This window comes from Streptomyces sp. NPDC017940 (assembly GCF_044328435.1).
Classification (GTDB): domain Bacteria; phylum Actinomycetota; class Actinomycetes; order Streptomycetales; family Streptomycetaceae; genus Streptomyces.
Genome location: NZ_JBIRHJ010000002.1, coordinates 1041274 through 1063522, shown reverse-complemented (window position 1 = coordinate 1063522; position 22249 = coordinate 1041274). Strand labels below are relative to the sequence as shown.

Genomic DNA, 22249 nt, shown 5'->3' with positions numbered 1-22249 from the left:
CCCACCGGCCTCTACCACTTCAAGGCCCGCTACTACGACCCGCACATGACCCGCTTCACTCAGCCCGACCCCTCCGGCCAGGAGAAGAACCCCTATCTCTACGCCGAAGGCGACCCCGTCAACCGCATCGACCCGAGTGGACTGTTCAGCTTCTCCGACGTCCTCGACATCGGGGAGAAGGTAGTAACCGGAGTCTCAGGCTGCTTGGCCGGCATCGGGGCAGCAGGTGAGTCCGGCGTTCTCACAGCGGCGACCGGATTCTTTGGCACGCCCGGCACGGTAGCCGCTGGAACCTTGTCCTGTGCCGTAGGCGCAGGAGCGGCCTACATGAACGCGGACATAATGTCCTACGGGTGACATACAAGGAACCATATCGAACGCAATCTTACTGAGAGCAGACAATGGCCTTCCGGGCAGCATGCATCGGACGCTTCCCGGAAGGCCACCGCAAGGAGGGGCGATGCCAACCAAGCCTGAAACCAAATTCACCATAATCGTAGCTTTGGGGATGGCTTTTGGGGCTTTGTGTGTGATCTTAGGGGTGCGAGGCAGCAACTACGCGCTGTTGGGAGCCGGGATTCTGGCGCTCGTCAGCGGCGCAGTACTGCTTTCCATGATGCTTCACCGCTGGTCTTCGAAGACCAAACGCTGACGCTTGGCGTGCACCTGGGTCTGGACGGTCAGTGGGGTAAAGCAGCAGGGATTGCCTTTGGAGGGGCAGTCGGGGCGGCCGTTGAAGCCACTTGCATCAGTGTGTTGCGAAGGGTGTGCGGCAAATGGATGGCTATCGGCGACTGTGCGGACGTATAGAAGGCTTACAGGACTGCTGCCGCCCTGGCTGCTCATGGGCCTCAGAGCTTCGCGTCTCCCGGGGGCCGGGTTGTTCGGGACGAGCGGTGTTCGGGACGCGTCCCCCTATGACCGAAACGACTCCTCTCACATGTCATGTGCCGCATTGACCGCTCAGCGCCGCTGCGGTTGCATGCTGGAGGCCCTCCGGCGGGGAGCCGGGGGTGAGATCTCTTCCTGACTGGGGGGAAACACCGACCGGAACACCAGACGCGTGCGAGGTGTACTGGGGGCGGCGTTCGTGGTGTGCGCGGTCACCACGGCGCTGCCCGGAGTAGCCTCGGCCGATCCTGCGGGCGTTGCGCGTACAGCCGGAGCCGGAGCCGGAGCCGGAACCGAAGTCGGAGTCGAGAGGATCAGTGTCGCGGCCGACGGCACTCAGTCCGACGGCCATTCCACCGGTGGCGCGATCACGACCGACGGACGCCGTATCGTCTTCTCGTCCTCGGCGACGAACATCGCGCCCGGCAACGCTGCCGGAAGCGAGAGAGTGTATCTGCGCGACGAGCCGTCGGGACAGCTCAAGTCCGTGGGCAGCCACCCGATCGCCTCTCCGATGATCAGCGGTGACGGGGAGTACGCCGCCTACTGGGTGCTGCTGTTCAGGGACACCAAGGTCAAGCTGGCTCAGTGGACCGCGGGCAGTTCGATCGGGCTCAACTGCGACGCCCTCAACTGTAGTCAGCCGTCGCTCAGCGGCGACGGCCGCTACGTCGCCAATGTCGCCACCATCGGCAGGCCCTCCACCAGCCAGCGCATCGACGTATGGGACTGGCACGCCAACACCAAGCAGGAACTCGCCTGGTTCGACCACACCGCGCCGTCCCGGCCGTCCATCAGCGGTGACGGCCGCTTCGTCGCGTACCAGAACGGCAAGACCAAGGACGTCTTCCTGTGGGACCGGGACCACGGCTCCACCTCCGGCCCGATCGAGGGAGCGGCGAAGGAGGCGACGATCGTCCAGATCAGCGAGGACGGCAGCAAGGTCGTCTACCTCTCGGGCACCGACACCTACGTCCACGACGTGAGCACGGGAACGGCCCGACTGGTGCCGAACGTCAAGGGCCTGGCCATCGACCCCACCGGCAACCATCTGCTGTACGCCCCGAACGACACGGCCGGGCCGTCGCTCAAGCTGCGTGACCTGACGGCGGGCACCGACGAGATCGTCTCGTACCAGCCGGCCTCGGCCGGAGTCGACGCCGTCAGCGCCGGCGGGCGTGACGTGGTCTTCCAGTCCACGGCCGACGACATCGTGCCCGGCGACACCAACGGCAAGTCGGACGTGTTCGTACGCCGCTTCTCCTGATCCCTGTCGCTGCCGCGCTCTGCGGACGCCACGCGGAGGCCATGCCGCACCGCTTCCACATTCATGTCGGGGGCGGTGCGGCGGTCCCATGCGCGATTACCTCGTCGCGCATGTGTGGGCCCGGGATCACGGGACACTCGGTGCTGCGGAGGCGTGCGTACACATAGTTCGATCACCGAGAGTGACGACATGGGGGCGTCTCCGGCAGGTGCGGCGCGAGCTGCAACCCGTACAGCCGAGGAACGGACACTACTGATGGGCGACGTCCCGCAGGACCCCACGACCAAACATCCGCAGCCGGAGTTCGCCCAGCAGGACCAGGAGCCGCCCGGTTGGACCGGGCCGATGGACCCGCCGCCCGACCACGGTGAGGACTCCTATCGGGGGAGGGGACTGCTGGAGAACCGGGTGGCGGTCGTGACCGGCGGTGACTCCGGTATCGGCAGGGCCGTCGCGCTCGCCTACGCACGCGAGGGTGCCGACGTCCTGTTCACCCATTTGCCCGTCGAGGCCGAGGACGCCCGGGAGACGGTCGGCCTGATCGAGGAAGCGGGGCGCCGAGGGCTCGCCGTGCCGTGCGACATCCGGGAAGAGGAGCAGTGCCGGCGCCTCGTCGAGCGGGCCGTGGCGGAGTTCGGGCGCATCGACGTGCTGGTGAACAACGCGGCCTATCAGATGTCGCAGCCCGAGGGCATCGGGGACATCACCACGGAGCAGTTCGACCGGGTGGTGCGCACGAACCTGTACGGCATGTTCTGGCTGTGCAAGATGGCGGTGCCGCACATCCCGGCGGGCGGCTCCATCATCAACACCACCTCGGTACAGGCCTACAAGCCGAGCCCGCATCTGCTCGACTACGCCATGACCAAGGGCGCCATCGTGACCTTCACCCAGGGCCTCGCGCAGATGCTGGTCGAGAACGGCATCCGCGTCAACGCTGTCGCTCCGGGACCGGTGTGGACGCCGTTGATCCCGGCGACCCTGCCGGACACCGCGGAGTTCGGCAAACAGGCGCCGATGGGCCGTCCTGCCCAGCCCGCCGAGATGGCGCCCGCGTATGTGTTCCTGGCCTCGGAGCACGCGAGCTTCATCACCGCGGAGATCATGAACGCCACCGGGGGCACGCCGCTCCCTTGATCCGGCTGATCCGGCTGATCCGGCTGATCCGGCTGATCCGGCAGGTCTGGCAGGTCTGGCAGCTCCGGTAGGTCTGGCAGCTCCGGCCAGTGCTCGGTGACGCCGAAGCCGGTCCCCGTGGTGAAGGCAGCCGGGGCTGAGACAGCCGTCGGGCGGGCGCTGTCCGACGGCCGCCGATCGTGGCACTTGGACGTACTGAAGTGACTCACGATCCGCTACGGGGGTACTGATGAACGGGGGTGGTACAGATAACAAGTCCTGAAGCGTCAGCTGAGCCCAGGTCTTCCCGGATGCCTGGTTCCGCACCCGAAGGAACCCGAAGAAGCCCGAAGGAGCCCGACGGAGCCCGAAGGAGAGAGCACGATGGCGACGCATGAAGACGATGCCCAGCAGGCCGTGTCGGCCTCGCCGCCGGGGACACTCCCCGACGGTGACCGGGCCACGCGCCGTCGCCCGCTGCGCGAGCGGCACGTCGAGGAGACGGTCGAGGTCGCGGTGCCGGTGCGGACGGCGTACAACCAGTGGACGCAGTTCAAGTCCTTCCCGCGCTTCTCGTCCGTGGTGCGCGAGGTCGAACAGGTCAGGCCCACCGTGACCGCCTGGACCATCGGCTACGGGCCCCTGCGCCACCGCTTCGCGGTCGAGATCCTTGAGCAGGACCCCGACGCCTACCTGGCCTGGCGCGATCTGCGGCAGCACCCCTCCCACCAGGGCGAGGTCGAGTTCGCGTCGACGCGGTCCGGCGGCACAGCGATCACCGTCCGGATGCTCCTGGAGCCACGGGGGACGGCACAGGTCCTTACCCGCTCGCGCCGGGCGACCCGGCTGACCGCCCGCCTCGTGCGCGCCGAGCTGGTGAACTTCAAGCGGTTCATCGAGGGCCTCGGCCAGGAAGGTGGGGCCTGGCGCAGCACCATCCGCAACGGCCGCGTGCAACACGAGCACCCGGAACCGCCCCGGAGCCGCGTGGCCCAGTGGCCCGTCGGCTGAGCGACATCGCGTACCAGGAAGGAAAAGGGCGAACCGATGCAGAACCCGTCCGGCGAGGAGCCGGAGACCACCCTGTCCGTGACCCCGCCGAAGAAATGGGCTGCCGGGGTCCCCGCGGTCGTGCACGCGCTGGAGTACTCCCTGGAGCAGACCTCCCCGAAGAAGGCCGGGGTGGACCTGCTGACCATGAACCAGGTGGGCGGGATCGACTGCCCCGGGTGCGCGTGGGCCGACCCGGCCCCGGGCCGGCGTCACCGCAACGAGTACTGTGAGAACGGCGCCAAGCACATCAACGACGAGGCCACCACGCGCCGCGTCACCGCCGACTTCTTCCGCGAGCACAGCGTCTCCGACCTCGCCGCCCGCTCCGACATGTGGCTCAACCAGCAGGGGCGGCTCACCGAGCCGATGATCAAACGGCCCGGGTCCGAGCACTACGAGCCGATCACCTGGAACGACGCCCTGGGCGTCCTCGCGGGTGAGCTGAAGACGCTGGCCTCCCCCGACGAGGCGGTCTTCTACACCTCCGGCCGCGCCAGCAACGAGGCCGCCTTCGTCCTCCAGCTCTTCGCCCGCGCCTTCGGCACCAACAATCTGCCCGATTGCAGCAACATGTGCCACGAGTCCAGCGGCTTCGCGCTGAGCGAGACCCTGGGCACCGGCAAGGGCACCGTCAGTCTCGACGATCTCCACCACGCCGACCTGATCTTCCTGGTCGGGCAGAACCCGGGCACCAACCACCCGCGCCAGCTCTCCGCCCTGGAGGAGGCCAAACGCAACGGCGGCCGCATCGTGGCGGTCAATCCGCTGCCGGAAGCCGGGCTGCGGCGCTTCAAGAACCCGCAGAAGCCGAGCGGGATCGTCGGGCGCGGTACGCAGATCGCCGACCGTTTCCTGCACATCAAGCCCGGCGGCGACCTCGCCCTGTTCCAGGCACTCAACCACCTGCTGCTGGAAGCCGAGGACGCCCGGCCCGGCACCGTCCTCGACCACGGCTTCATCGACGCCCACACCTCCGGCTTCGAGGAGTTCGCCGCGCACGCCCGCGACCTCGACTGGGACGACGTGCACACCGCGACCGGACTGACCCGCGAGGAGATCGAGAAGGTACGCGACGAGGTCCTGGGCAGCGAGCGCGTCGTCGTCTGCTGGGCGATGGGTATCACCCAGCACAAGCACGGCGTGCCCACCATCCGGGAGATCGTCAACTTCCTGATGCTGCGCGGCAACCTGGGGCGCGCCGGTACCGGCGCCTGCCCGGTGCGCGGCCACAGCAACGTCCAGGGCGACCGCACCATGGGCATCTGGGAGCAGATGCCGGACACCTTCCTCGACGCCCTCCAGCACGAGTTCGGCTTCGACCCGCCGCGCCCGCACGGCCTGGACTCGGTGAACGCGATCAAGGCGATGCGCGACGGCCAGGTCAAGGTCTTCCTGGCCCTGGCCGGCAACTTCGTGCGGGCCGCTCCCGACAGCGAGGTGACCGAGGAGGCGATGCGCTCGTGCCGGCTGACCGCCCACATCTCCACCAAGCTCAATCGCTCGCACACCGTGTGCGGCGACACCGCGCTGATTCTGCCCACCCTGGGCCGCACCGAGCGTGACGTCCAGGCCGACGGCGAGCAGTTCGTCACCGTCGAGAACTCCATGAGCGAGGTGCACACGTCCCAGGGCCGCCTGGAGCCGGCTTCCCCGCTGCTGCTCAGCGAGGTCGCCATCCTGTGCCGACTCGCGCGCCGCACCCTGGACAGCAGGACGGACATCCCCTGGGAGACCTTCGAGGGGGACTACGGCACCATCCGCGACCGCATCTCCCGCGTCGTGCCGGGCTTCCACGACTACAACGCACGGGTGTCCCGCCCCGGGGGCTTCCAACTGCCCAACCCGGTCAACGAGGGCGTGTTCCCCAACGAGGTCGGCAAGGGCCTGTTCACCCGCAACGAGCGCGTCGTCCCCCGGGCGCCGAAGGGCCACCTGCTGCTACAGACACTGCGCTCGCACGACCAGTGGAACACCGTCCCCTACACCAACAACGACCGCTACCGCGGCATCCACGGCAGCCGCCATGTCGTGTTCGTCAACCCGGCGGACCTGACCGAACTCGGCCTGACCCAGGGCGAACGCGTCGACCTGGTGAGCGTCTGGGGGGACGGCATCGAGCGCCGCGCCGAGAACTTCGAGATCGTGTCCTATCCCGCCGCCAAGGGTTCGGCCGCCGCCTACTACCCGGAGACGAACGTCCTGGTGCCGCTGGACAGCGTCGCCGACATCAGCAACCAGCCCACGTCGAAGGGCCTCGTCGTCCGCCTCGAACCTTCTCGTGCGGGGCGGTGAGGCCGGCCCTGCTTCCGCGTTCGCTCGCCCTGAGGCGGTCCCGGCCGTAGGGGCGATGTGCGTCCGGATCGGCGTACCGGATGGTGCACCACGGAGGTGGCCGTCTAGGGCTGTGCGCAGCTCGGCGTGCCCGACCACATTCTCGCCCGGTGGGCCGACCATGCGAACGTCAGTACGATGAAGAAGTGGTAGGTGAAGCCGGGAGTGGACGATCTGCGTCCGGCTGCGGAAACCTGGGGTGGTCCGGTGGAGACTCCCACCCCCCGTCCGTGAGATTTTGTGAGATGTGCGAGCGTGAACAGGTGAGCGAGACGACGACTGCAACCCTGCAATACCGCTTTGACGGGCCAGAGGACGCCCCGGTGTTGGTGCGCAGGCCCGCCGTCTGATCTCACGTATGGAAGCGCTGCGCGCGCTGGCCGATCGGCTCGACTCCGGACATGACCTGGAGGCGTACTGCGACGTTCTCGCATTTGGCATGCACGCCCCGGGAGGCAGCGACTCCAAGGACGCCCACCGTCTGCTGCGCAAGCCGCTCCTGGCACTGGACGCCGCCCGGGAGCGGTTGGCGGAACGCCATGTTGGCGCGTACCGAGACGGGGAGTCCAGGGAGGAACTACTGCTGATCGGAACGGCCGCGCTCCTCGACTCCGACTTCCGTCGCCGTCGGCCTGGGAAGTTCCGGCTCCCCTGGCAGGAGATGTGGGAGGAGATCTGCGAGGAAGCCCTGGCCGCACAAGAGCTGAAGGACACCTCATCGGGCCCGGCCCGCTATGACTACCAGTACGGATTCGACCGATGGTGTGAGGGGTGGCTCCGGGCCCTCATGCGTCTCGCCCCTGCCGAGCAGCATGACCACACTTCGCCTGTCGCGGCGCGATGGGCCCGCGCTCGCGATGCCTTGGCGTGTGCAATCAAGCGCGACTTTCGCGATGAGTCGTGGGTGACCAGACTGGTCGATAAACTGCACGACACGGGGCGAGGAATGGTGACCGGCATTGCCGTTTCCATGGCCGAGCCGGTGGTCGTGGCCTACGACGGGCGCGAGGTGATCGATCTGCCCTGGCCGGCCCAGTACCTCCTCTGGGCCCAATACCCGGGCGGTGTCCGCCAAGCCAGCCACAGCCGACATCGCCTGACCGCCCTCCCTAAGCTCTTCACCATCCTTGATGGTCTCTCGACTCGCTCTTTACGGGTGATCGCCGACACTGAGTGGCACGACTCACCCACCGTCTACCAAGAGGCCATCGACAACGTCCCCAAGACCGCGTTCTCTCCCGAGGCCCGCTGCTGGTGGACCACCAACGCAGCCGGTCGGCTCGCCCACCTCCTGTCCATGGCCCGGGCAGACGCCCTCTCCGAACAGCGACAGGCCCAGCGCGCCCAGACTCCGTGGCGGTAGGTCACCGCTAGCGAGGGCTCCTTCGGGTCGTCAAGTCAGCCCTGTCGTCGTCGCCCGGCAAGGGAGGCGGTGCTGGGGGGTGGACACGCACCGGGATGTCCATGTGGCTGCGGTGCTCTCCGTGATGGGGACGGTGCTGGCCACTGCGGAGTTCCCGGCCACCGCGGCGGGGTACCGCGCTCTGCTGAAGTGGGCCAGGAAGTCAGGAACCGTGCGGCGGGGCCGGGGTGGAGGGCACTGGCTCCTACGGGGCGTCCCTGACCCGCTATCTGCTGGCCCAGGGAATCGACGTGTATGACGTGAACTGGATGGACCGGGCGGATCGCCGTCGACGCGGCAAGTCGGATCCGCTCGACGCCCAGAATGCGGCGCGAGCCGTATTGAGCGGACGGGCCTGTGCTCGGGCCAGATCGGGCCACGGGCCGGTGCAGGTCGCCAGGATGTACAAGCTCACGAAGGTGTCGGCCGTCAAAGCCCGTACCCAGGCCATCAGGCCGTCCTCGTCACGGCTGACCCTGCCTTGCGGGAAGCACTGGCCGGACTAGGTAATGCCGAACTCCTGCGTACCTGGGGGCGGTTCGCCGACGCGAGCAGTCGCGAGAACACGGGAGGGGAGTTGGTGCTACAGGCCACTCGGATCACACTGGGCAGGGTTGGCCGCGTACACCGGCACCGATTCGGCTGATAAATCGGGTGGTTCCGCCGGTATATCAGGGGAGATGGCGGCCTCCCGCGTCGAGATGGCGGCCTCCCGCGTCGAGATGGCGGCAACGGCCTGGGCGGCCTGCAGTGCGGGTTCGGTAGCAGGTGCGGGGCCTTGGGCGGACAGCGTCGCCGTAGAGGTGCTCAAACTCCGCGATTGCCTCGCTGGGGGTGCCGTAGGAGCCGGAGACGACCCGCAGTGGTCCTCGCCGTGAAGGTGGATGCTCTCGTCGTCCCGGTAGGTGCCGCCCGCGACGGCGGTGTGGCCGTCCTGTGCGTGCAGATGGAAGTCCGGCGGATCAGGCCCCAGTGCCAGGGGCCCGGCTGATCGCCCGCGCCCACGTAGTCGGCTACGGGCCGCCTGGCCCGCCTCACCTCGATCTTGTGCGCCGAACGGGTCGCGGATCAGGTACAGCGATGGCTACGCTTCACGTAGCAGCAGGGAATCGGCGTGGCCCGCACCTGACCAACAGGGGGATACATGGCTGAAGTTCGGGTCGAGACCGTGGCTCTGGATGCCACCGGCAGCCGCCAGATCTCCAGCCGCATCCGCACCAGTTCCGCGCTCGGCGACCGCGCCGAGGAGTTGGAAGAGGCGATCGTGCAGGCGTCGTCCATCGCCCAGCAATCACTCGCACAAGTACCACGCAAGAACGGCTGGGAAGTCTCCAGCATGGAGGTCACCTTCGGCCTGACGCTGGCGGCCGAGGCAGGGGTCATCCTGTCCAAAGCGTCAGCCGAAGCGTCGTTCGAGGTCACTCTCACTGTGGAGCGGACCGCGGAGGCGCCGTGACCACCGCGGGCTACTGGGTCGAGCTCTTCCACTCCGAGCAGCGCCTCGGCGGCGGCTTCCTGCTCACGCGCCGCTACGTGATGACCGCGCTCCACTGCCTGCGGGGCCTCGCCGCCTTGGACGATTCCGTGGACGTGGTCCTGACGGACGGCGGCCGCCTCAAGGGCCAGGTCTGCCGCCGTGATAAGGACGCGGACCTGGCCCTGATCGCGATCTCCGCCGCGTACGAGATACACCTGCCGATACCCCGGGCCGGTGTCGCCCGCGGCGGGGACCAGTGGCACGCCCCCTACCGCCCGCACGAGTCCGACGTACACCTGGGAGGGCGGGTGGACCACGGCACGGCGGACTATCTGTGCGAGGGGGGTGCGGTGATCAAGGCTTTGCAGCTGACACCGAACCAGCACCTCGGGGACTACTCGGGCTACTCGGGCGGCCCGGTGGTCAAAGGGATCGCAGAGAAGCACGACCCCGAGATCGTCGGCATTCTGCTGGAGCAGGTCCCGGATCGGGCAGCCACGGGCCGCGCCGCCAACGTCCTGTTCGCCGCCACGATCAGCGAGGCCGTAGACCGCTTCGATCAGTTCGACGTGGGGCATCTGCTGGATGTCCTGCACCCGGCCGGCGCGTCGTCCCAATCGCCGGAACAGGCCCGGGAGGTCAACGACGAACCAGCCGCCGCCATGGTGGAGGTTTGGTTCGACCGCATCGAGAAGTGGGCGCAGAGAGGGACCCTCGACCCCGCGCAGGTCGCCGAACTCAATTTCCTGGCGGTGCAGACGGTCATGAAGCGCCAGCTGGGCGGTGATGGGACATGACCGATGTCTGGCAGCGGGCGATCACCGACGCCGAACGCGCTCTCCGCGGCGACGCCACTGCCCGTCGGTACGTATCGGCGTCCGTGACGGCGCTGCGCAACGACCCTGATCCGTTCCGGCGCCCAGGTCTCGGCAAAGATCTCCCCTACCTTATGTCGTTGCTCGAAGCACTCGGTCTGGAGGACGAAGCCCGCGCTCTCCTGGAGCACGTGGTCTCCCGCTTGCAATGGGCCCCCAGCTCTTTGACGCTGCCGGGAGAGGTCCGCAACGAGCTGGCCGTCATGCTCGCGGACCGCGGCCTCATCCCTGCCGCGGTCGCCGTTCTGTCGCCCGCCTTCACCTTGGCGGCAGGGAGCGCCCGAAGCGAGGCCACCGCCCCGAGTCTGGCCAACCTGGCGGCGATCCGACTGCGTCTGGGGGACCTCGCCGGAGCCGCTCAGGCGGCGCGAGAGGCGCTGCGCGGCGACGCGCGCGGGGGTTCTCTCCACGAGCAGCTGGAAGTAGAGCTGCTGGCCACGTCGGTGCTGGCAGAAGGCGCCCGCCAGCAGGAACGCCACGAGGAAGCAGACGAACTCACCCACACCATTGCCCACGTGGCCCGCCGATTGGTGCGACTGCTCGGCAGTGACCATCCGCAGTCCCTCTCCGCGTTGATCACTGTGGCCTGGTCCGAGTTCCGGTCGGCCATGGCCGCCGGAGACCGTGAGCGGTGGGAGCGGGCAGCCGACGTCCTCGCGGTCGCCGCCCAGAAGTCATCGGCGACGCTCGGCCCTCGCCATCCCCTGTCCCGGTCCTCGCTGATGAGCCTCGCCACGGCGGAGTTCGAAGCGGCTCAGGCTCTGAGCGACGAGCACCGCATGGAGGGAGCGCGGGCCATTGTGGAAGCCGCCACGGGGCGTTCCGGCAGCACGCGACGGCGCTCGGCGCCCCGCCCCGTACTACGGAGTCCCACTGCCGCGGCAGCTGGGAGCAGGAGTCGGGTCGCACCGCCAGCAGCGGGGGCGCCAAGGGCTCCGGTCCCGCTGGCGCCCACGGACGACACCGCACCCTTCCGCTTCAGCGTCCTCGGCCCGGTACGCGCCTGGCGCGGTGAGGAGCAGCTCAGCGCCGGTTCTCCTCAGCAGCGTGCTGTGCTCGCGGCCTTGCTGTTGCGCAACGGTCGCACGGCGACGGCGGCCGAGCTGATCGACGCTCTGTGGGGCGACGAGCCCCCGTCCCAGGCCCTGGCGGCGATCCGCACCTACGCCGTTCGTCTGCGTAGGGTCCTGGGACCAGGCGTCCTCGTCTCGGAGGCAGGCGGCTACGCCGTATGCGGCCTTGCCGAAGATGCGCTGGACCTGGCGGTGGCTGAGGACCTGTGGGCGGAGGCAGAGCGGGCGAGGGCGAGCGGCGATCTGGCCGCTGCTCGGCATGCGCTCAACAAGGCGCTGGACCTGTGGGACGGAGAGCCGCTGGCGAACGTACCGGGTCCGTACGCGGAAGCCCAGCGCACCCGGCTGGAGGAGTGGCGTCTCGAGCTTCTCGAATCCCGCCTGGACATGGAATTGAAGCAGGGTTGCCACGCGGAGGTGGTCTCTGAGATCACCGCCCTCACAGCGGCCCACCCACTGCGCGAGCGGCTGCGCGAGTTGCTGATGCTGGCGCTCTACCGCAGCGGCCGCCAGGCCGAGGCGCTGGCCGTCTACGCCGACACCCGCCGGCTGCTGGCGGACGAGCTGGGCGTGGCCCCCCGCCCGTCGCTGGTGGAACTTCAGGAAGGCATTCTGCGCGCGGACCCCACCTTGGGCGAGCTGGCCGACCCGGTGGGCGAACCCGAAGCCGTGCAGGTGCGCCCGGCGCAACTGCCGGCAACCGTCCCCGACTTCACGGGCCGGGCGTCATTCGTGGATGAGCTCTGCACCGTCCTGGCCTCGGCCGAGGGCCGGTCGATGCCCGTGTTGGCGCTGGCGGGCATCGCTGGCGTTGGCAAGACGACGCTGGCGGTGGAGGCAGCCCATCGGGCTCGGGCCTCTTTCCCGGACGGCCAGTTGTACGTGGACCTCCAGGGCGCGGGCCCACGGCCTGCCGAGCCGGAGGCGGTCCTTGGGGCGTTCCTGCGCGCGTTGGGCATGCCCGATGCGGTGATCCCGGATTCGGTGGGTGAACGGGCGGCCCTTTACCGCTCGATCCTGGATGGCCGTCGGGTCCTCGTGCTCTTGGACAATGCGCGGGACGCTGCCCAGGTGCGCCCGCTGTTGGTCGGCGCGGAGGGCTGCGGGGTCCTGGTGACATCGCGGGTGCGCATGGTGGACCTGGAGGGAGCTCACTTGGTCGACCTGGACGTCATGTCGCCCGCGGAGGCCCTGCTGCTTTTCTCGAAGGTCGTGGGCGAGGAGCGGGTGGCGAGCGAACGCGAGGCGGCGTTGGACGTGGTGGCTGCGTGCGGCTTCCTGCCGTTGGGGATGCGCATCGCGGCATCTCGCCTGGCGGCGCGGCGCACATGGACGGTCTCCACCTTGGCGGCGAAGCTCGCCGACGAGCGACGCCGGCTCGACGAGCTCCAGGCCGGCGATCTGGCGGTGAAGGCGACGTTCGAGCTGGGGTACAGCACCTTGGCCCCCGCCGCGGCCCGTGCGTTCCGGTTGCTCGGCCTGGCCGACGGTTGGGACCTGTCGGTGGCGGCAGCAGCGGCCATGCTGGATCTGCCGGTGGTGGAGACCGAGGATCTGCTGGAGATGTTGGTGGACACGTCGATGCTGGAGTCGGCGGCTCCCGGGCGCTATCGCTACTACGACCTCGCACGCCTCTTTGCCCGCGCCTGCGCGGAGCGGGACGAGCAGCCGCCGAGCGAGCGGGACGCAGCCCTGTCCCGGCTTCTCGACTTCTACCTGGCCACCGCGGCAGGCGTGTACGCGATCGAACGGCCTGGGGACCGACTGGTGGACGATTTGACGGCCACCGACAGCCCGGGACTGCGATTCACCAGCGAGAACACCGCCCTGGACTGGCTGTTTTCCGAGGCATCCTGCCTCCTGGCCTGCGTGCAGCAGGCCGCGGGCACGAGCAGGATGCAGCGGGCGATCGACCTGTTGTGGGCAGCCAAGGACCTCACCGAGTCGGGCGCCTACTCCCGCCAGTACGAAGTGACCACCAGAGCCATGTGCGCAGCGGCTCAGGCCGCCGGGGACGTGCGCGCCGAGGGCCGGGCCCGCACGGCGCTGGTCGATGTCCTCCTCGACTCCGGCCACATCGAGTTGGCGGAGACGCAAGCACAGCTCGCCGCGGAACTTGTCGGCTCGACGCACGATGCCACCGCCATCAGCTGGGTGGCGAACAACCGGGGCCTCATCTGCCTGCAGCGCGGTCGGTACGCGGAGGCACAGTCGTGCTTCGAGCACGCGATCGAGGGTTTCCGCGCTCTCGACAACCGCCCTTTCGAAGCGACCAGCCTGGGCAACCTCGCCCGGGCCCACCTGAGCGTGGGTGACACTGCTGCGGCGGTCGAGATCGCGCATCGATGCCTCGTGGTCCAGGCTGAGTTCGGTCGGACGGTACGCCTCGCCAACGGCCACTACGCCGTGGGGATCGCGCTCACCGGGGCGGGTCGCCATCCTGAGGCTCTGACGCACTTCGACGAGGCCTTGGCCATCTTCCGTGACCACCGGCAACGCCTCTGGGAGGGTATGACCTATTTCCGGATCGCAGAGGCCCATCTGGCTGCTGGCCGCCCCGCACAAGCGGCCCAGCACGCCGAACAGGCACTCGCCATCGGCCTTGTCGGTGGCGAACCAATGCGCGGAACCGTGCTGACGGTTCTGGGAAAGGCGCTCGCCGCCCTGGGCCAGGCGGGTCGGGCCACGGCGTGCTGGCATGAGGCGCTCAGCATTTTTGAGCGGGCTGGGACAGCGGACGCCGCCCCACTGCGATCCTTCATGGAATCAAGAGTCCGCACGGGCTGAGCGGACATCTCCTGACCGGTCATTTCGGGCGCTAGTCCACCGCACCCGTCCCGGGCATCCTTCCAGGTTGGCGGTTACTCGCGCGTAGTCGCCGAGCCATGCCGAGATCTCCGGCGGGCTGGAGTCGAGTTCGTCGAGCAGCCGCCACGGGTTCTGCGAGAAGCCCGTGCTATTAGGGGTCTTGATGAAGTCCACCAAGTTCGGGGGAAAGGAGATGGAGAGGTGGAAAGCCTGGCTGTCCCCGGCTCCGGCGAGGCCCGGATCGAGGTGGAGTTGATGTTGACGTTCCAGTCGATGTCACCGGCTGTGTCGGCGACCGCATGGACGTGATGCAGCAGTCGCTCCCAGGTGCCGTCGGCCGACCACAGGGCAGGACGCTTGTGAATGGTCTGCCACGGGCCGAAACGCTCCGGCAGCGTTCGCCACTGGCAACCGGTGCTCAGCCGGTGAGCGATCCCGCTGATCACCTGCCGGTGATCCCGCCACCGGCCGCACCGGTTGCTAATCCTGGGCAGTAGCGGCTCCAGCACCGCTCACTCGCCGTCCGTGAGATCTCCCCTGCTGAGCATGATCAGGAGAATGAGTCACAGATCGAAGAGGCACCCCTAGCCCCTCACGTCGGCCCAGACCAGTGTTCCTGGGAAATCGGTGTCCATATCGATGGCTCGCCACTCATCGCCGTCGCCCATGACTGCGATCCATGGGGGTGGGGAGGCCAGGGCGTTTCCCGTGACTTCGAGCGCAGTCGAAAGGGATGCCCAGCCCGGGCCTTCGTACCAGCGGTAGCCGGTCTCCTCGATGTCCCATGACCCGAGGTGCCCTGTCTGGGTGTCGACGACGAGTTGCATCTGACCGAGCGCGCCGATCGGCACGATCAAGCGGCTGTCGTCCGATCCGTAGTGATCGTTCTCCAGCTTGTACTCGAGCGTTCCAAGATGATCGTCAGCGATTTGTCTGACGCTGTAGAGCGCGTACGTGCGCGGGATGACATCGGTGAGCCCCGACCCGTTGTGCCGTAGCAGCGACTGTTCAACGTCCTCGGGCAGCCGCACGCCGAGCACGCTGTAGAGGTTGTCCAACTCGGAGCGGGTGCACGGTCCCGGCAGCGGCCGTTCTTGCGGTGCGTACCGATCCAGCCAGCGTTCGATCTCCTCCCACGACTCATCCACCGACACGCGGTTCCTCTGCTCGCAGATAGACCAACGGGTGGTGCTGGTCCCGCCATAGCGGGCGGGACCTGCACCACCCAGGAAATCATCAGACGCGTGCTACGGGCACGGGTTGGTCAGCACTTGCCATGGGGCGCTGTTGTTCTCGGCACGGTGTACGCGTCTGCTTGAGTTGTGTCTCGTACGTGACCTTGCTCCTGGCTTCTCTGAGGCTCGTGGCTGCCTGGGCGGCGTCCGCGACGCCTGGGCAGAAGAGACACACAACTCCGTGCAGGAGAGGCAACGGGCCCAGGGGCGCCTCGCCCATGCCGACAGCCTGCGAGATGACGTCCGCACCGTGCGCCTGTTGGTCAGCACCCCGGAGCAGGCCGCAGCCCGAGCCGGCGAGCACGCCGTCCCCCTGCCCGCCCTCAGCCGCCGGATGGGCCCCGACGCACAACTGACCCTCTCGCCATCGAAGCGAAGCGTGGTCTGGGCCGTCCAAGAGAGCACCACACGCTGGGCCGTCACCGAGATCGCTCCCATTCTGGTCCTCGCACGACTTCCCTGGACCAACCTTGATGATCAGGAACGGACCGAGCTGAAGTCTGTCACCCGCATGGGCCTGCCGGACGACCTCGAGGGCGCACTCGCAGAGATCGACAACTACCTCAGCGAGTCGGACGAGCACATACGCCTGTTCAGCGAACTCCGCGCCGAGATCACCGCCCCATACGCGTCGACCGGCAGCGTTCAGGAAGCTCCTGGCGCCCGAGGCGCACACGCCCCGCATCAGTCGGCACCTCATGGCCGCAACTGAACAGAAAGCCAGCCCGCACGTGCACTCGTTTACCTACTCCTGCCCGCTGCGCTGGGCTGACGCCGACGCCTACGGACACGTCAACAACGCGCTGTACCTGCGCTACATGGAAGAGGCGCGCACGCGCATGTTCCAACAGGTGCTTCTCACCGACGCCGCGGAGCGCCGTCGTCATTCATTCGTCGTCAGTCGAGCCACCGTTGAGTGCCGCGTCCCTCTGCTATACCGCGAGGAACCTGTCGAGGTGTGCGTGAGGGTTGCACAACGCCGCGGCGTGCAGTTTGACCTGGCCTATGAGATCCGCCACCTTGCGAGGACCAGCCCGACACATCCGTGTGACGACTGGCTGTCCCCTTCTCCTGTAAATCGACTTCAGGGCGCTTGATACTTTGCGTTGGGGAAACACTGGCAGGCGCAGGAGATCCTCCGTCACACAGCCGTGAGGCTCACGGACCGGCCCAAGTCCCGGGCCATCGCTTCGGGGAATCTCGCCCTGGCCTACCTGGGCGAACGCGAAGTGGACGGAGCCGTGCAGGCTTTGAACGCGGCACTCAGCGATCTGGAGCGGGCACCCGGGGGAGGGGATATCACGATCGTCCTTTCCAGGCGACACGGTGGTTCGGCCCCGATCTGCCGTGCTGGCGGTATTCGCCGTCCTCGCACGTAGTCCTCGACGGGGACGGGCTCCCGTTGGGAGACTTGGGGTGCGGCGGGCGCGCGATAACGGAGTTGGCCACGTCCGAGACATGGGCGGTGGAGAGTGCGCGTGTCAGCGCAGTATCGTTGGAGTTGCCTTAACGGTGGTTGGCGGACACCAACGTGGACAATCCGCAGCGGCAGCGCCAGCACGTGCGGGTGCGGGGCCCCTGGGAAGAGCCCCGCACTGTGCGATGTGACCGTGGAGTCAACCGCCGGCCCAAAAGACGCGGCGGCCCGGGTGCTGGTTCTGGCGCCGTTGTGGGGCGCGGTCCGTGCTCGCCATCCGTCCGGTGCTCGACGGCTTCGCCGGATGGCCTTCCCGGTCAGCCGGGCGGGTGTGGGCACCGGGCCATGCGGTTAGCCCCTGGTCAACTGGGTCTTGACCCAGTCACCCATCTCGTTGGTGAGCCGCCCCCACGCGCCGTAGCTCGTACAGCCGGTCTTCACCCACGAGGCGACACCGACCACGACGCCGTCCACGACCAGCGGGCCGCCGCTGTCACCCTGGCAGATGCCGTCGTGGCCGTTCGCGTACCCGGCGCAGATCATGGTCGCGTCCTTGAAGTTACCGAAGGCGCCACAGGTGTTGCGCCCGTCCACGATCGGCAGGCTGGCCTTCTTCACTCGTGCGTACTGGTTCTCACCGAGGCGTACGCGGCCGTAGCCGATCGCGGTGCCGGTCTTGCCCGGCTTGGACAGGCTGCTGTCGGCCGACGTGGCGAACCTGGCGTACTGGCCGCCCTTGACCGGGATCGTCTGCCTGGTCTTGACGACGGCCACGTCGTAGCCGGTCGGCCGGCCGTCCGGTGACGAGTACTTGGGGTGCTGGGTGTAGGACTCGACGTCGATCTTCACTCCTCCTTCCGGTTTGGTGAGGTCGTCGGCTCCGTAGAAGAAGGACTTGGCACCGTCGCCGTTCTTGCAGTGCGCGGCGATCAGGATCGTCTTCGGACCAATCACCGATCCCGTACATGTCTGTCCCATCGGGCGCTGCCCACCCTCGCGGAGCGCGGCGATGACGTAGGGGTACTCGGTGACCGTGGTGGGCTGACCCCCGACGATCCTGGTGTGCGCCCCGTCGGGCGCGGGCGCTGTGTCCGTCGGGTTGACCGCCTGTGTGCGGTGGGTGGTGTCGCCGGTCGCCGCCTGAGCACCGCCGGACAACAGTGGCGCGACGGCAAGGGCTGCGACCGTGAGGCTGGCCACCTGGGTCAGCCGCTTGGTTCCGCTCATGCTTTTCCTCTCTCCGTGGATGCCCGCCAGGGGGCGGGCGGCCCCTACCGGCTGACAGCACTCGTTGACCCCGTCCTCACGGCCACGCCGCGCTGGTGTGGCGTAGAGCCGCGTTGTTCGTCGCGTGCTGGAGGCGCTGTCGGGGTCTGGTTCCCGTCGCGGTTCGGACTCTGGCGTCTGGTCCCGGCCTCAGGACGCCTGGGCCCGCCTCGCTAGGGGGGACGTTGTCGGGTACATGCCGTGGTGGGGGGATGAAGGGACCGTAGAGGCGGCACGCGAGGGGGACAATCCGTGTTTTCATCCGTAGCTGGACGCGCCAGGCGCGCTGCCTGACATGGGCGTTGACAGCGCCCCCGACGAGCGCCACGGACACACCCGGGAGTTCGCGCCGAAGCTCGGGCAGGCGCACCTGTGAGACAGCCGCGTCCCACGCCGTGCACGGGTCACGAGTTCGGCCGTACCGAATAGCGGCGGAGTTTCCCCCCTCTTGCTCCGGCGGCCCGTGGAAAGTAGCTTCGCGTTACCGCGGTGGCCGGCTGGCTACGGGCGAGCCGGAAGAGAAAGCCGATGGGTGACGACCGGGACACCGGTGCGGTCTCCACAGACTCAAGGCCACGACCGAGATGGCCGATCCTGGTGCGTCGCTGCCCGCCTGCCACCGTGAGCCACAGCCTCGGCCTTCCCTCGGGCACGGAGTCCCCATGACCAGTCCACTTCTTCGCCGTTCGGGAGCCCCGGAACTCGTCGGTCGCACCGGCGAACTGCGCGCGCTGCTCGACGTCATCAACCACTCTCCCGCGGTCGCCTTCGTCGAAGGAGAGGCCGGAATCGGCAAAACCCGGCTGATCCGGGAGGCGTTGGGGCACCCGTCCGTACGGGGCCGCCGCGTTCTGCTCGGCACCTGCCAACCGCTGCGCGAGCCCTTTCCCTACGGACCGTTCTTCGACCTGCTACGGCAACTCGAAGGCCAGTTGCCACGCGGTCTCAACCCCGTGTGCGGCACGCTGCGGCCCTATCTGCCGGAGTTGGCCGACGTGTTGCCGCCCACGCCGGAGACACTGCACGACCACCAGTCCCGCCGGCACCGACTCTTCCGCGCAGTGCGCGCGCTCCTCGCCTCGCTGGGTCAGGCCGTCGTGGTCGTGGAGGACCTGCACTGGGCGGACGACGGCACCCGCGACCTGGTCGGCTTCCTCGTCGAAGACCCGCCCACCGAACTGGCGATGGTGCTCAGCTATCGCCGAGAGGACCTCGCGAACGTCGGGTTGCAGTTGGGCCGCGCCTATCGGCACCCGCCCGGTACCACCTCCGCCCTGATCCCGCTCGGGCCCCTGAACGTGTCGGCCGTCCGCAGTCTCGCCACTGCCATCACCGACGGCGAGACCGTACCCGCCGACCTCGCCGCCGAACTGCACGAACGCACCGCCGGCATCCCGTTCGTCCTGGAGGAGGTTGTCCGCGCGCTCATCGTCAGCGGTCTACCGGCGGGCTGGGGCGCACAGCGGAAGACACTCGATGCCATGGAGGTGCCCAGGCTGCTGCGCGAGGCGATGGTGGACCAGATGGCGGGGTTCTCGGCGCAGGCCATGGCCGTAGTGCGTGCGGCGGCCGTGTTACGCGTCCCCGCCGCCGAGGACCTGATCGCCGCCGTCGCGAGCGCTGAGCCCGCTTTCGCCGAAGCCGATGACCCCCGGTCCTTCGCGAGCGCCGGCCGAGCGGGTAGGCGCGGAAACGCGCCGGGCGCGCTGCCCGGGCACGGGGCTGGCGGCGGTGCGTACCCCCGGGCACCCCGGCCCCCGAGCGGCGTCGATGCGGACAGCGGGATCAGGGAGGCGCTGCTGGCGGGCGTACTTCACGACTTCGGCGGTGACCGCTACGGATTTCGGCACTCCCTCGCCCAGCAGGCGGCCTACGACTCACTGCCGAGCCTGGACCGGCGCCGACTGCACCGCCGTGTGATGGCCGTGCTCGTCGACACCGATCCACCGCCGCTGGTGCAACTCGCCTACCACGCACGGCAGGTCGGCGACCTCGATGCCTGGTTGCGGTACAGCGAGGCGGCGGTGGACGCCGCCCGTGAGCTCGGCGACACCGCCGTCGCGGCGGAGATACTGGAGGGGCTGCTATCCGACCCGCGACTGCGCGGCGGAGACCGGGCCAGGTTCGCCGTCCAGCTCAGCCGCGTCGCGGTGTTGGGCCTCGCCTACCGCAGGGCCGTCGCCCTGTTGCGGGGCATCGTGCGCGACGGCGATCTCCCCGACGTCGTACGCGGCGAGGTCCGGCTCAACCTCGGGCTGCTGCTCAGAAACCAGGCCGGACAGTACGAGCAGGGGTGGTTGGACACCGAGATCGCGGTCCGGGAGCTGCGCGACTCCCCGGAACTCGCCGCTCGGGCCATGGCCGCGCTGGCCATGGCGAGTTCCGGCGAGCATCCGTACGGGGCGCACCAGCAGTGGATCGTCCGCGCCGAGGGGCTCCTCACGGACCAGTCGGATCCGGCCCTGCGGCTGGCCGTACGGGGCAATCACGTGGTCCTGCGCATGATGGCGGGCGATCCCACGGTCTGGGCCGAGGCTGAGGAGATGATGGGCACCGGGCGGACCCCCGAAGAGTGCCTACAGCTCGCCCGGCTGTCCGGCAATCTGGCCGAGGCCACCACCTGGCTCGGCCATTACGCGGCGGCGCAGCGGTTCCGGCGCGTAGGAGAACGGCTCGCCGCCGAGTGTGGATCACCCTGGCTCCAGGGGATCATCGACGGCACCTCGCTGCGACTGGAATGGGGCCTCGGCAACTGGCATGACCTGGCCACGCGTGCGCGCCAGGTGCTCGACATGGTGCAGGGCGTGTCCGGCACCGCGGCCGACGCCTACCTGGTCCTCGGGCTGCTCGCCATCGCACGCGGTGAGTGGGACGAGGCCACCGACGCACTCGAAGCCGCCGCCCTCCGTGACCCGGCCAACGCCCGGGCCCCCATCCTGGCTGCCGCCGCGGGGGCGATGATCCGGGTGTGGATGGCCCGCGGCGCGTCGGGGGCGGCCCGGGCGGAGGCGGAACGGGCCGTTGCCAGAGTCCGACGCAAGGGGATGTGGGTCTGGGGCGCGGACCTCATGCCGACGGCGGTCGCCGTGCACGTGCGTCACGGACGAGTATCGGAGGCGGACGCCCTGGTCGCGGAGTACGCCGCGGGCATCGCCGACTGCGACGCGCCGCTGGCCGCCGCCGCACTGGAGGCATGCCGGGGGGCGGTGTTGTACGCACAAGGCCGCCTGGTCGCGGCCATCGCCGCCTACGAGACGGCCAGCGCTCGATACGGGGCGCTGCCCAGACCGTATTCGGCGGCCCGCACCGCTGAAGCCGCCCTGCGCTGCCGTCTCGCTACGGGTGGCCTTGGCGGTAAGACCGGCCTGGTCGGTACGGCTGGGCGCGGTGGTGCCAATCGCGCGGCAGAAAAGTCAGGGGCGCAGGTCGCGAGGGAGCTGACCGAACTCGCCGAGCGCTTTGCCGCACTGGGCGCTACGCGGGACGCGGCCCGCTGCCGTCGGGTGCTACGTGATAACGGTGTCAGTATCTCTGCGCGACGCGGTCGGCGTGGCTACGGCGACGAACTCACGCCGCGCGAACGGGAGGTGGCCCGCCTCGTGGCCACGGGGCGCACGAACCGGGAGATCGCCGACGTGCTCTTCCTGTCGCCGCGGACGGTCGAGCAGCACGTGGCGAGGGTGCTGCACAAACTCAACCTCACCTCCCGGAGCGAGGTCCCCACAGACGCCTGCTAAGCGGTCTGACCCTCCCGGTTTGTGCGGCGTGGTCGTGGGGTGGTGGGCTTCTCAGTCCGCTGGCTCGTCGTCGGGGCCTGTGGGGGGTGGGTGCGCGGGGGAGTGGGAGTGGTCGGTCCTCGCGCGCCGGCTTGCCGAGCTGTGGCAACCCGGTCCGGGCCGTGCCCACCGCGGTGCGCACGTGTACCCGCGACCCGGGGACCGCGAGAGGCGGCGCGGACGTGCGGCGGGATGCCAGGGACGTCGACCGGAACGCCGCGGGCCGCGTACGCCGCGACGAGTCGGTGCGGGGCCCCTGGGG

General features: G+C 68.8%; 16 protein-coding genes and 1 pseudogene. 14 read left to right on the top strand and 3 right to left on the bottom strand.

Annotated elements, in window-relative coordinates; all coding sequences use genetic code 11:
* The 11 genes from ACH4DX_RS10105 to ACH4DX_RS10055 form a co-directional block, all read left to right on the top strand.
* Positions 1 to 357: RHS repeat-associated core domain-containing protein (locus ACH4DX_RS10105; protein WP_398154734.1), on the top strand; the 357-nt coding region annotated here is incomplete at its 5' end.
* Between the two features lie 103 nt (positions 358 to 460).
* On the top strand, positions 461 to 652 hold the full coding sequence (locus ACH4DX_RS10100) for a hypothetical protein (RefSeq protein WP_398154733.1): 192 nt from the start codon (positions 461 to 463) through the stop codon (positions 650 to 652).
* A 411-nt stretch (positions 653 to 1063) separates the two neighbouring features.
* Positions 1064 to 2158, top strand: a complete 1095-nt coding sequence (locus ACH4DX_RS10095) for a hypothetical protein (RefSeq protein ID WP_398154732.1) — start codon at positions 1064 to 1066, stop codon at positions 2156 to 2158.
* Between the two features lie 255 nt (positions 2159 to 2413).
* Entirely contained in the window at positions 2414 to 3295 is an 882-nt protein-coding gene (locus tag ACH4DX_RS10090; protein WP_398154731.1) for an SDR family oxidoreductase, read from the top strand.
* 363 nt (positions 3296 to 3658) lie between these two features.
* Positions 3659 to 4285 (top strand): SRPBCC family protein, encoded by a 627-nt coding sequence (locus tag ACH4DX_RS10085; RefSeq protein WP_398115128.1) that lies wholly within the window; start codon positions 3659 to 3661, stop codon positions 4283 to 4285.
* A 36-nt stretch (positions 4286 to 4321) separates the two neighbouring features.
* Positions 4322 to 6619, top strand: a complete 2298-nt coding sequence (locus tag ACH4DX_RS10080) for an FdhF/YdeP family oxidoreductase (RefSeq protein WP_398154730.1) — start codon at positions 4322 to 4324, stop codon at positions 6617 to 6619.
* A 397-nt stretch (positions 6620 to 7016) separates the two neighbouring features.
* Positions 7017 to 8021, top strand: coding sequence for a hypothetical protein (locus ACH4DX_RS10075; protein WP_398154729.1), 1005 nt, complete (start codon positions 7017 to 7019; stop codon positions 8019 to 8021).
* A gap of 227 nt (positions 8022 to 8248) precedes the next feature.
* Positions 8249 to 8566 (top strand): hypothetical protein, encoded by a 318-nt coding sequence (locus ACH4DX_RS10070; RefSeq protein WP_398154728.1) that lies wholly within the window; start codon positions 8249 to 8251, stop codon positions 8564 to 8566.
* A 638-nt stretch (positions 8567 to 9204) separates the two neighbouring features.
* Positions 9205 to 9516: a CU044_2847 family protein gene (locus ACH4DX_RS10065; protein WP_398115120.1), complete on the top strand. Its 312-nt coding sequence runs from the start codon at positions 9205 to 9207 to the stop codon at positions 9514 to 9516.
* The gene (locus tag ACH4DX_RS10060) at positions 9513 to 10334 is read left to right on the top strand and encodes a serine protease (protein ID WP_398154727.1); all 822 of its coding nucleotides are present in this window, start codon (positions 9513 to 9515) and stop codon (positions 10332 to 10334) included. The genes ACH4DX_RS10065 and ACH4DX_RS10060 overlap by 4 nt, the downstream gene beginning before the upstream one ends.
* A gap of 800 nt (positions 10335 to 11134) precedes the next feature.
* Positions 11135 to 14272 (top strand): BTAD domain-containing putative transcriptional regulator, encoded by a 3138-nt coding sequence (locus ACH4DX_RS10055; RefSeq protein WP_398154778.1) that lies wholly within the window; start codon positions 11135 to 11137, stop codon positions 14270 to 14272.
* Positions 14273 to 14619: 347 nt separating this feature from the next.
* Here the strand turns inward: ACH4DX_RS10055 and ACH4DX_RS10050 are convergent.
* Both ACH4DX_RS10050 and ACH4DX_RS10045 read right to left on the bottom strand, forming a co-directional pair.
* Positions 14620 to 14802: pseudogene (locus ACH4DX_RS10050) on the bottom strand (transposase); the annotation flags it as partial.
* Between the two features lie 75 nt (positions 14803 to 14877).
* Positions 14878 to 15447, bottom strand: a complete 570-nt coding sequence (locus ACH4DX_RS10045; protein WP_398154726.1) for an SMI1/KNR4 family protein — start codon at positions 15445 to 15447, stop codon at positions 14878 to 14880.
* A gap of 262 nt (positions 15448 to 15709) precedes the next feature.
* On the opposite strand from ACH4DX_RS10045, the gene ACH4DX_RS10040 reads away from it, so the two are divergent.
* Positions 15710 to 16240, top strand: a complete 531-nt coding sequence (locus tag ACH4DX_RS10040; RefSeq protein WP_398154725.1) for a hypothetical protein — start codon at positions 15710 to 15712, stop codon at positions 16238 to 16240.
* A complete protein-coding gene (locus tag ACH4DX_RS10035; RefSeq protein WP_398154724.1) occupies positions 16227 to 16625 on the top strand; it encodes an acyl-CoA thioesterase in 399 nt (132 codons plus the stop codon). The genes ACH4DX_RS10040 and ACH4DX_RS10035 overlap by 14 nt, the downstream gene beginning before the upstream one ends.
* A 671-nt stretch (positions 16626 to 17296) precedes the next feature.
* On the opposite strand, the gene ACH4DX_RS10030 is transcribed toward ACH4DX_RS10035, so the two are convergent.
* Positions 17297 to 18172, bottom strand: coding sequence for a S1 family peptidase (locus tag ACH4DX_RS10030; protein WP_398154723.1), 876 nt, complete (start codon positions 18170 to 18172; stop codon positions 17297 to 17299).
* Between the two features lie 701 nt (positions 18173 to 18873).
* Between ACH4DX_RS10030 and ACH4DX_RS10025 the strand changes: the two genes are divergently transcribed.
* Complete coding sequence (locus ACH4DX_RS10025) at positions 18874 to 21948, top strand: AAA family ATPase (RefSeq protein ID WP_398154722.1); 3075 nt, start codon at positions 18874 to 18876, stop codon at positions 21946 to 21948.
* The last annotated feature ends 301 nt before the right edge of the window (positions 21949 to 22249 follow it).

Coding starts and splice junctions, on each gene's coding strand:
- ACH4DX_RS10100 (WP_398154733.1), top strand. CDS start 461: ATGCCAACCAAGCCTGAAACCAAATTCACCATAATCGTAGCTTTGGGG.
- ACH4DX_RS10090 (WP_398154731.1), top strand. CDS start 2,414: ATGGGCGACGTCCCGCAGGACCCCACGACCAAACATCCGCAGCCGGAG.
- ACH4DX_RS10085 (WP_398115128.1), top strand. CDS start 3,659: ATGGCGACGCATGAAGACGATGCCCAGCAGGCCGTGTCGGCCTCGCCG.
- ACH4DX_RS10080 (WP_398154730.1), top strand. CDS start 4,322: ATGCAGAACCCGTCCGGCGAGGAGCCGGAGACCACCCTGTCCGTGACC.
- ACH4DX_RS10075 (WP_398154729.1), top strand. CDS start 7,017: ATGGAAGCGCTGCGCGCGCTGGCCGATCGGCTCGACTCCGGACATGAC.
- ACH4DX_RS10065 (WP_398115120.1), top strand. CDS start 9,205: ATGGCTGAAGTTCGGGTCGAGACCGTGGCTCTGGATGCCACCGGCAGC.
- ACH4DX_RS10055 (WP_398154778.1), top strand. CDS start 11,135: ATGAGCCTCGCCACGGCGGAGTTCGAAGCGGCTCAGGCTCTGAGCGAC.
- ACH4DX_RS10035 (WP_398154724.1), top strand. CDS start 16,227: ATGGCCGCAACTGAACAGAAAGCCAGCCCGCACGTGCACTCGTTTACC.
- ACH4DX_RS10030 (WP_398154723.1), bottom strand. CDS start 18,172: ATGAGCGGAACCAAGCGGCTGACCCAGGTGGCCAGCCTCACGGTCGCA.
- ACH4DX_RS10025 (WP_398154722.1), top strand. CDS start 18,874: ATGACCAGTCCACTTCTTCGCCGTTCGGGAGCCCCGGAACTCGTCGGT.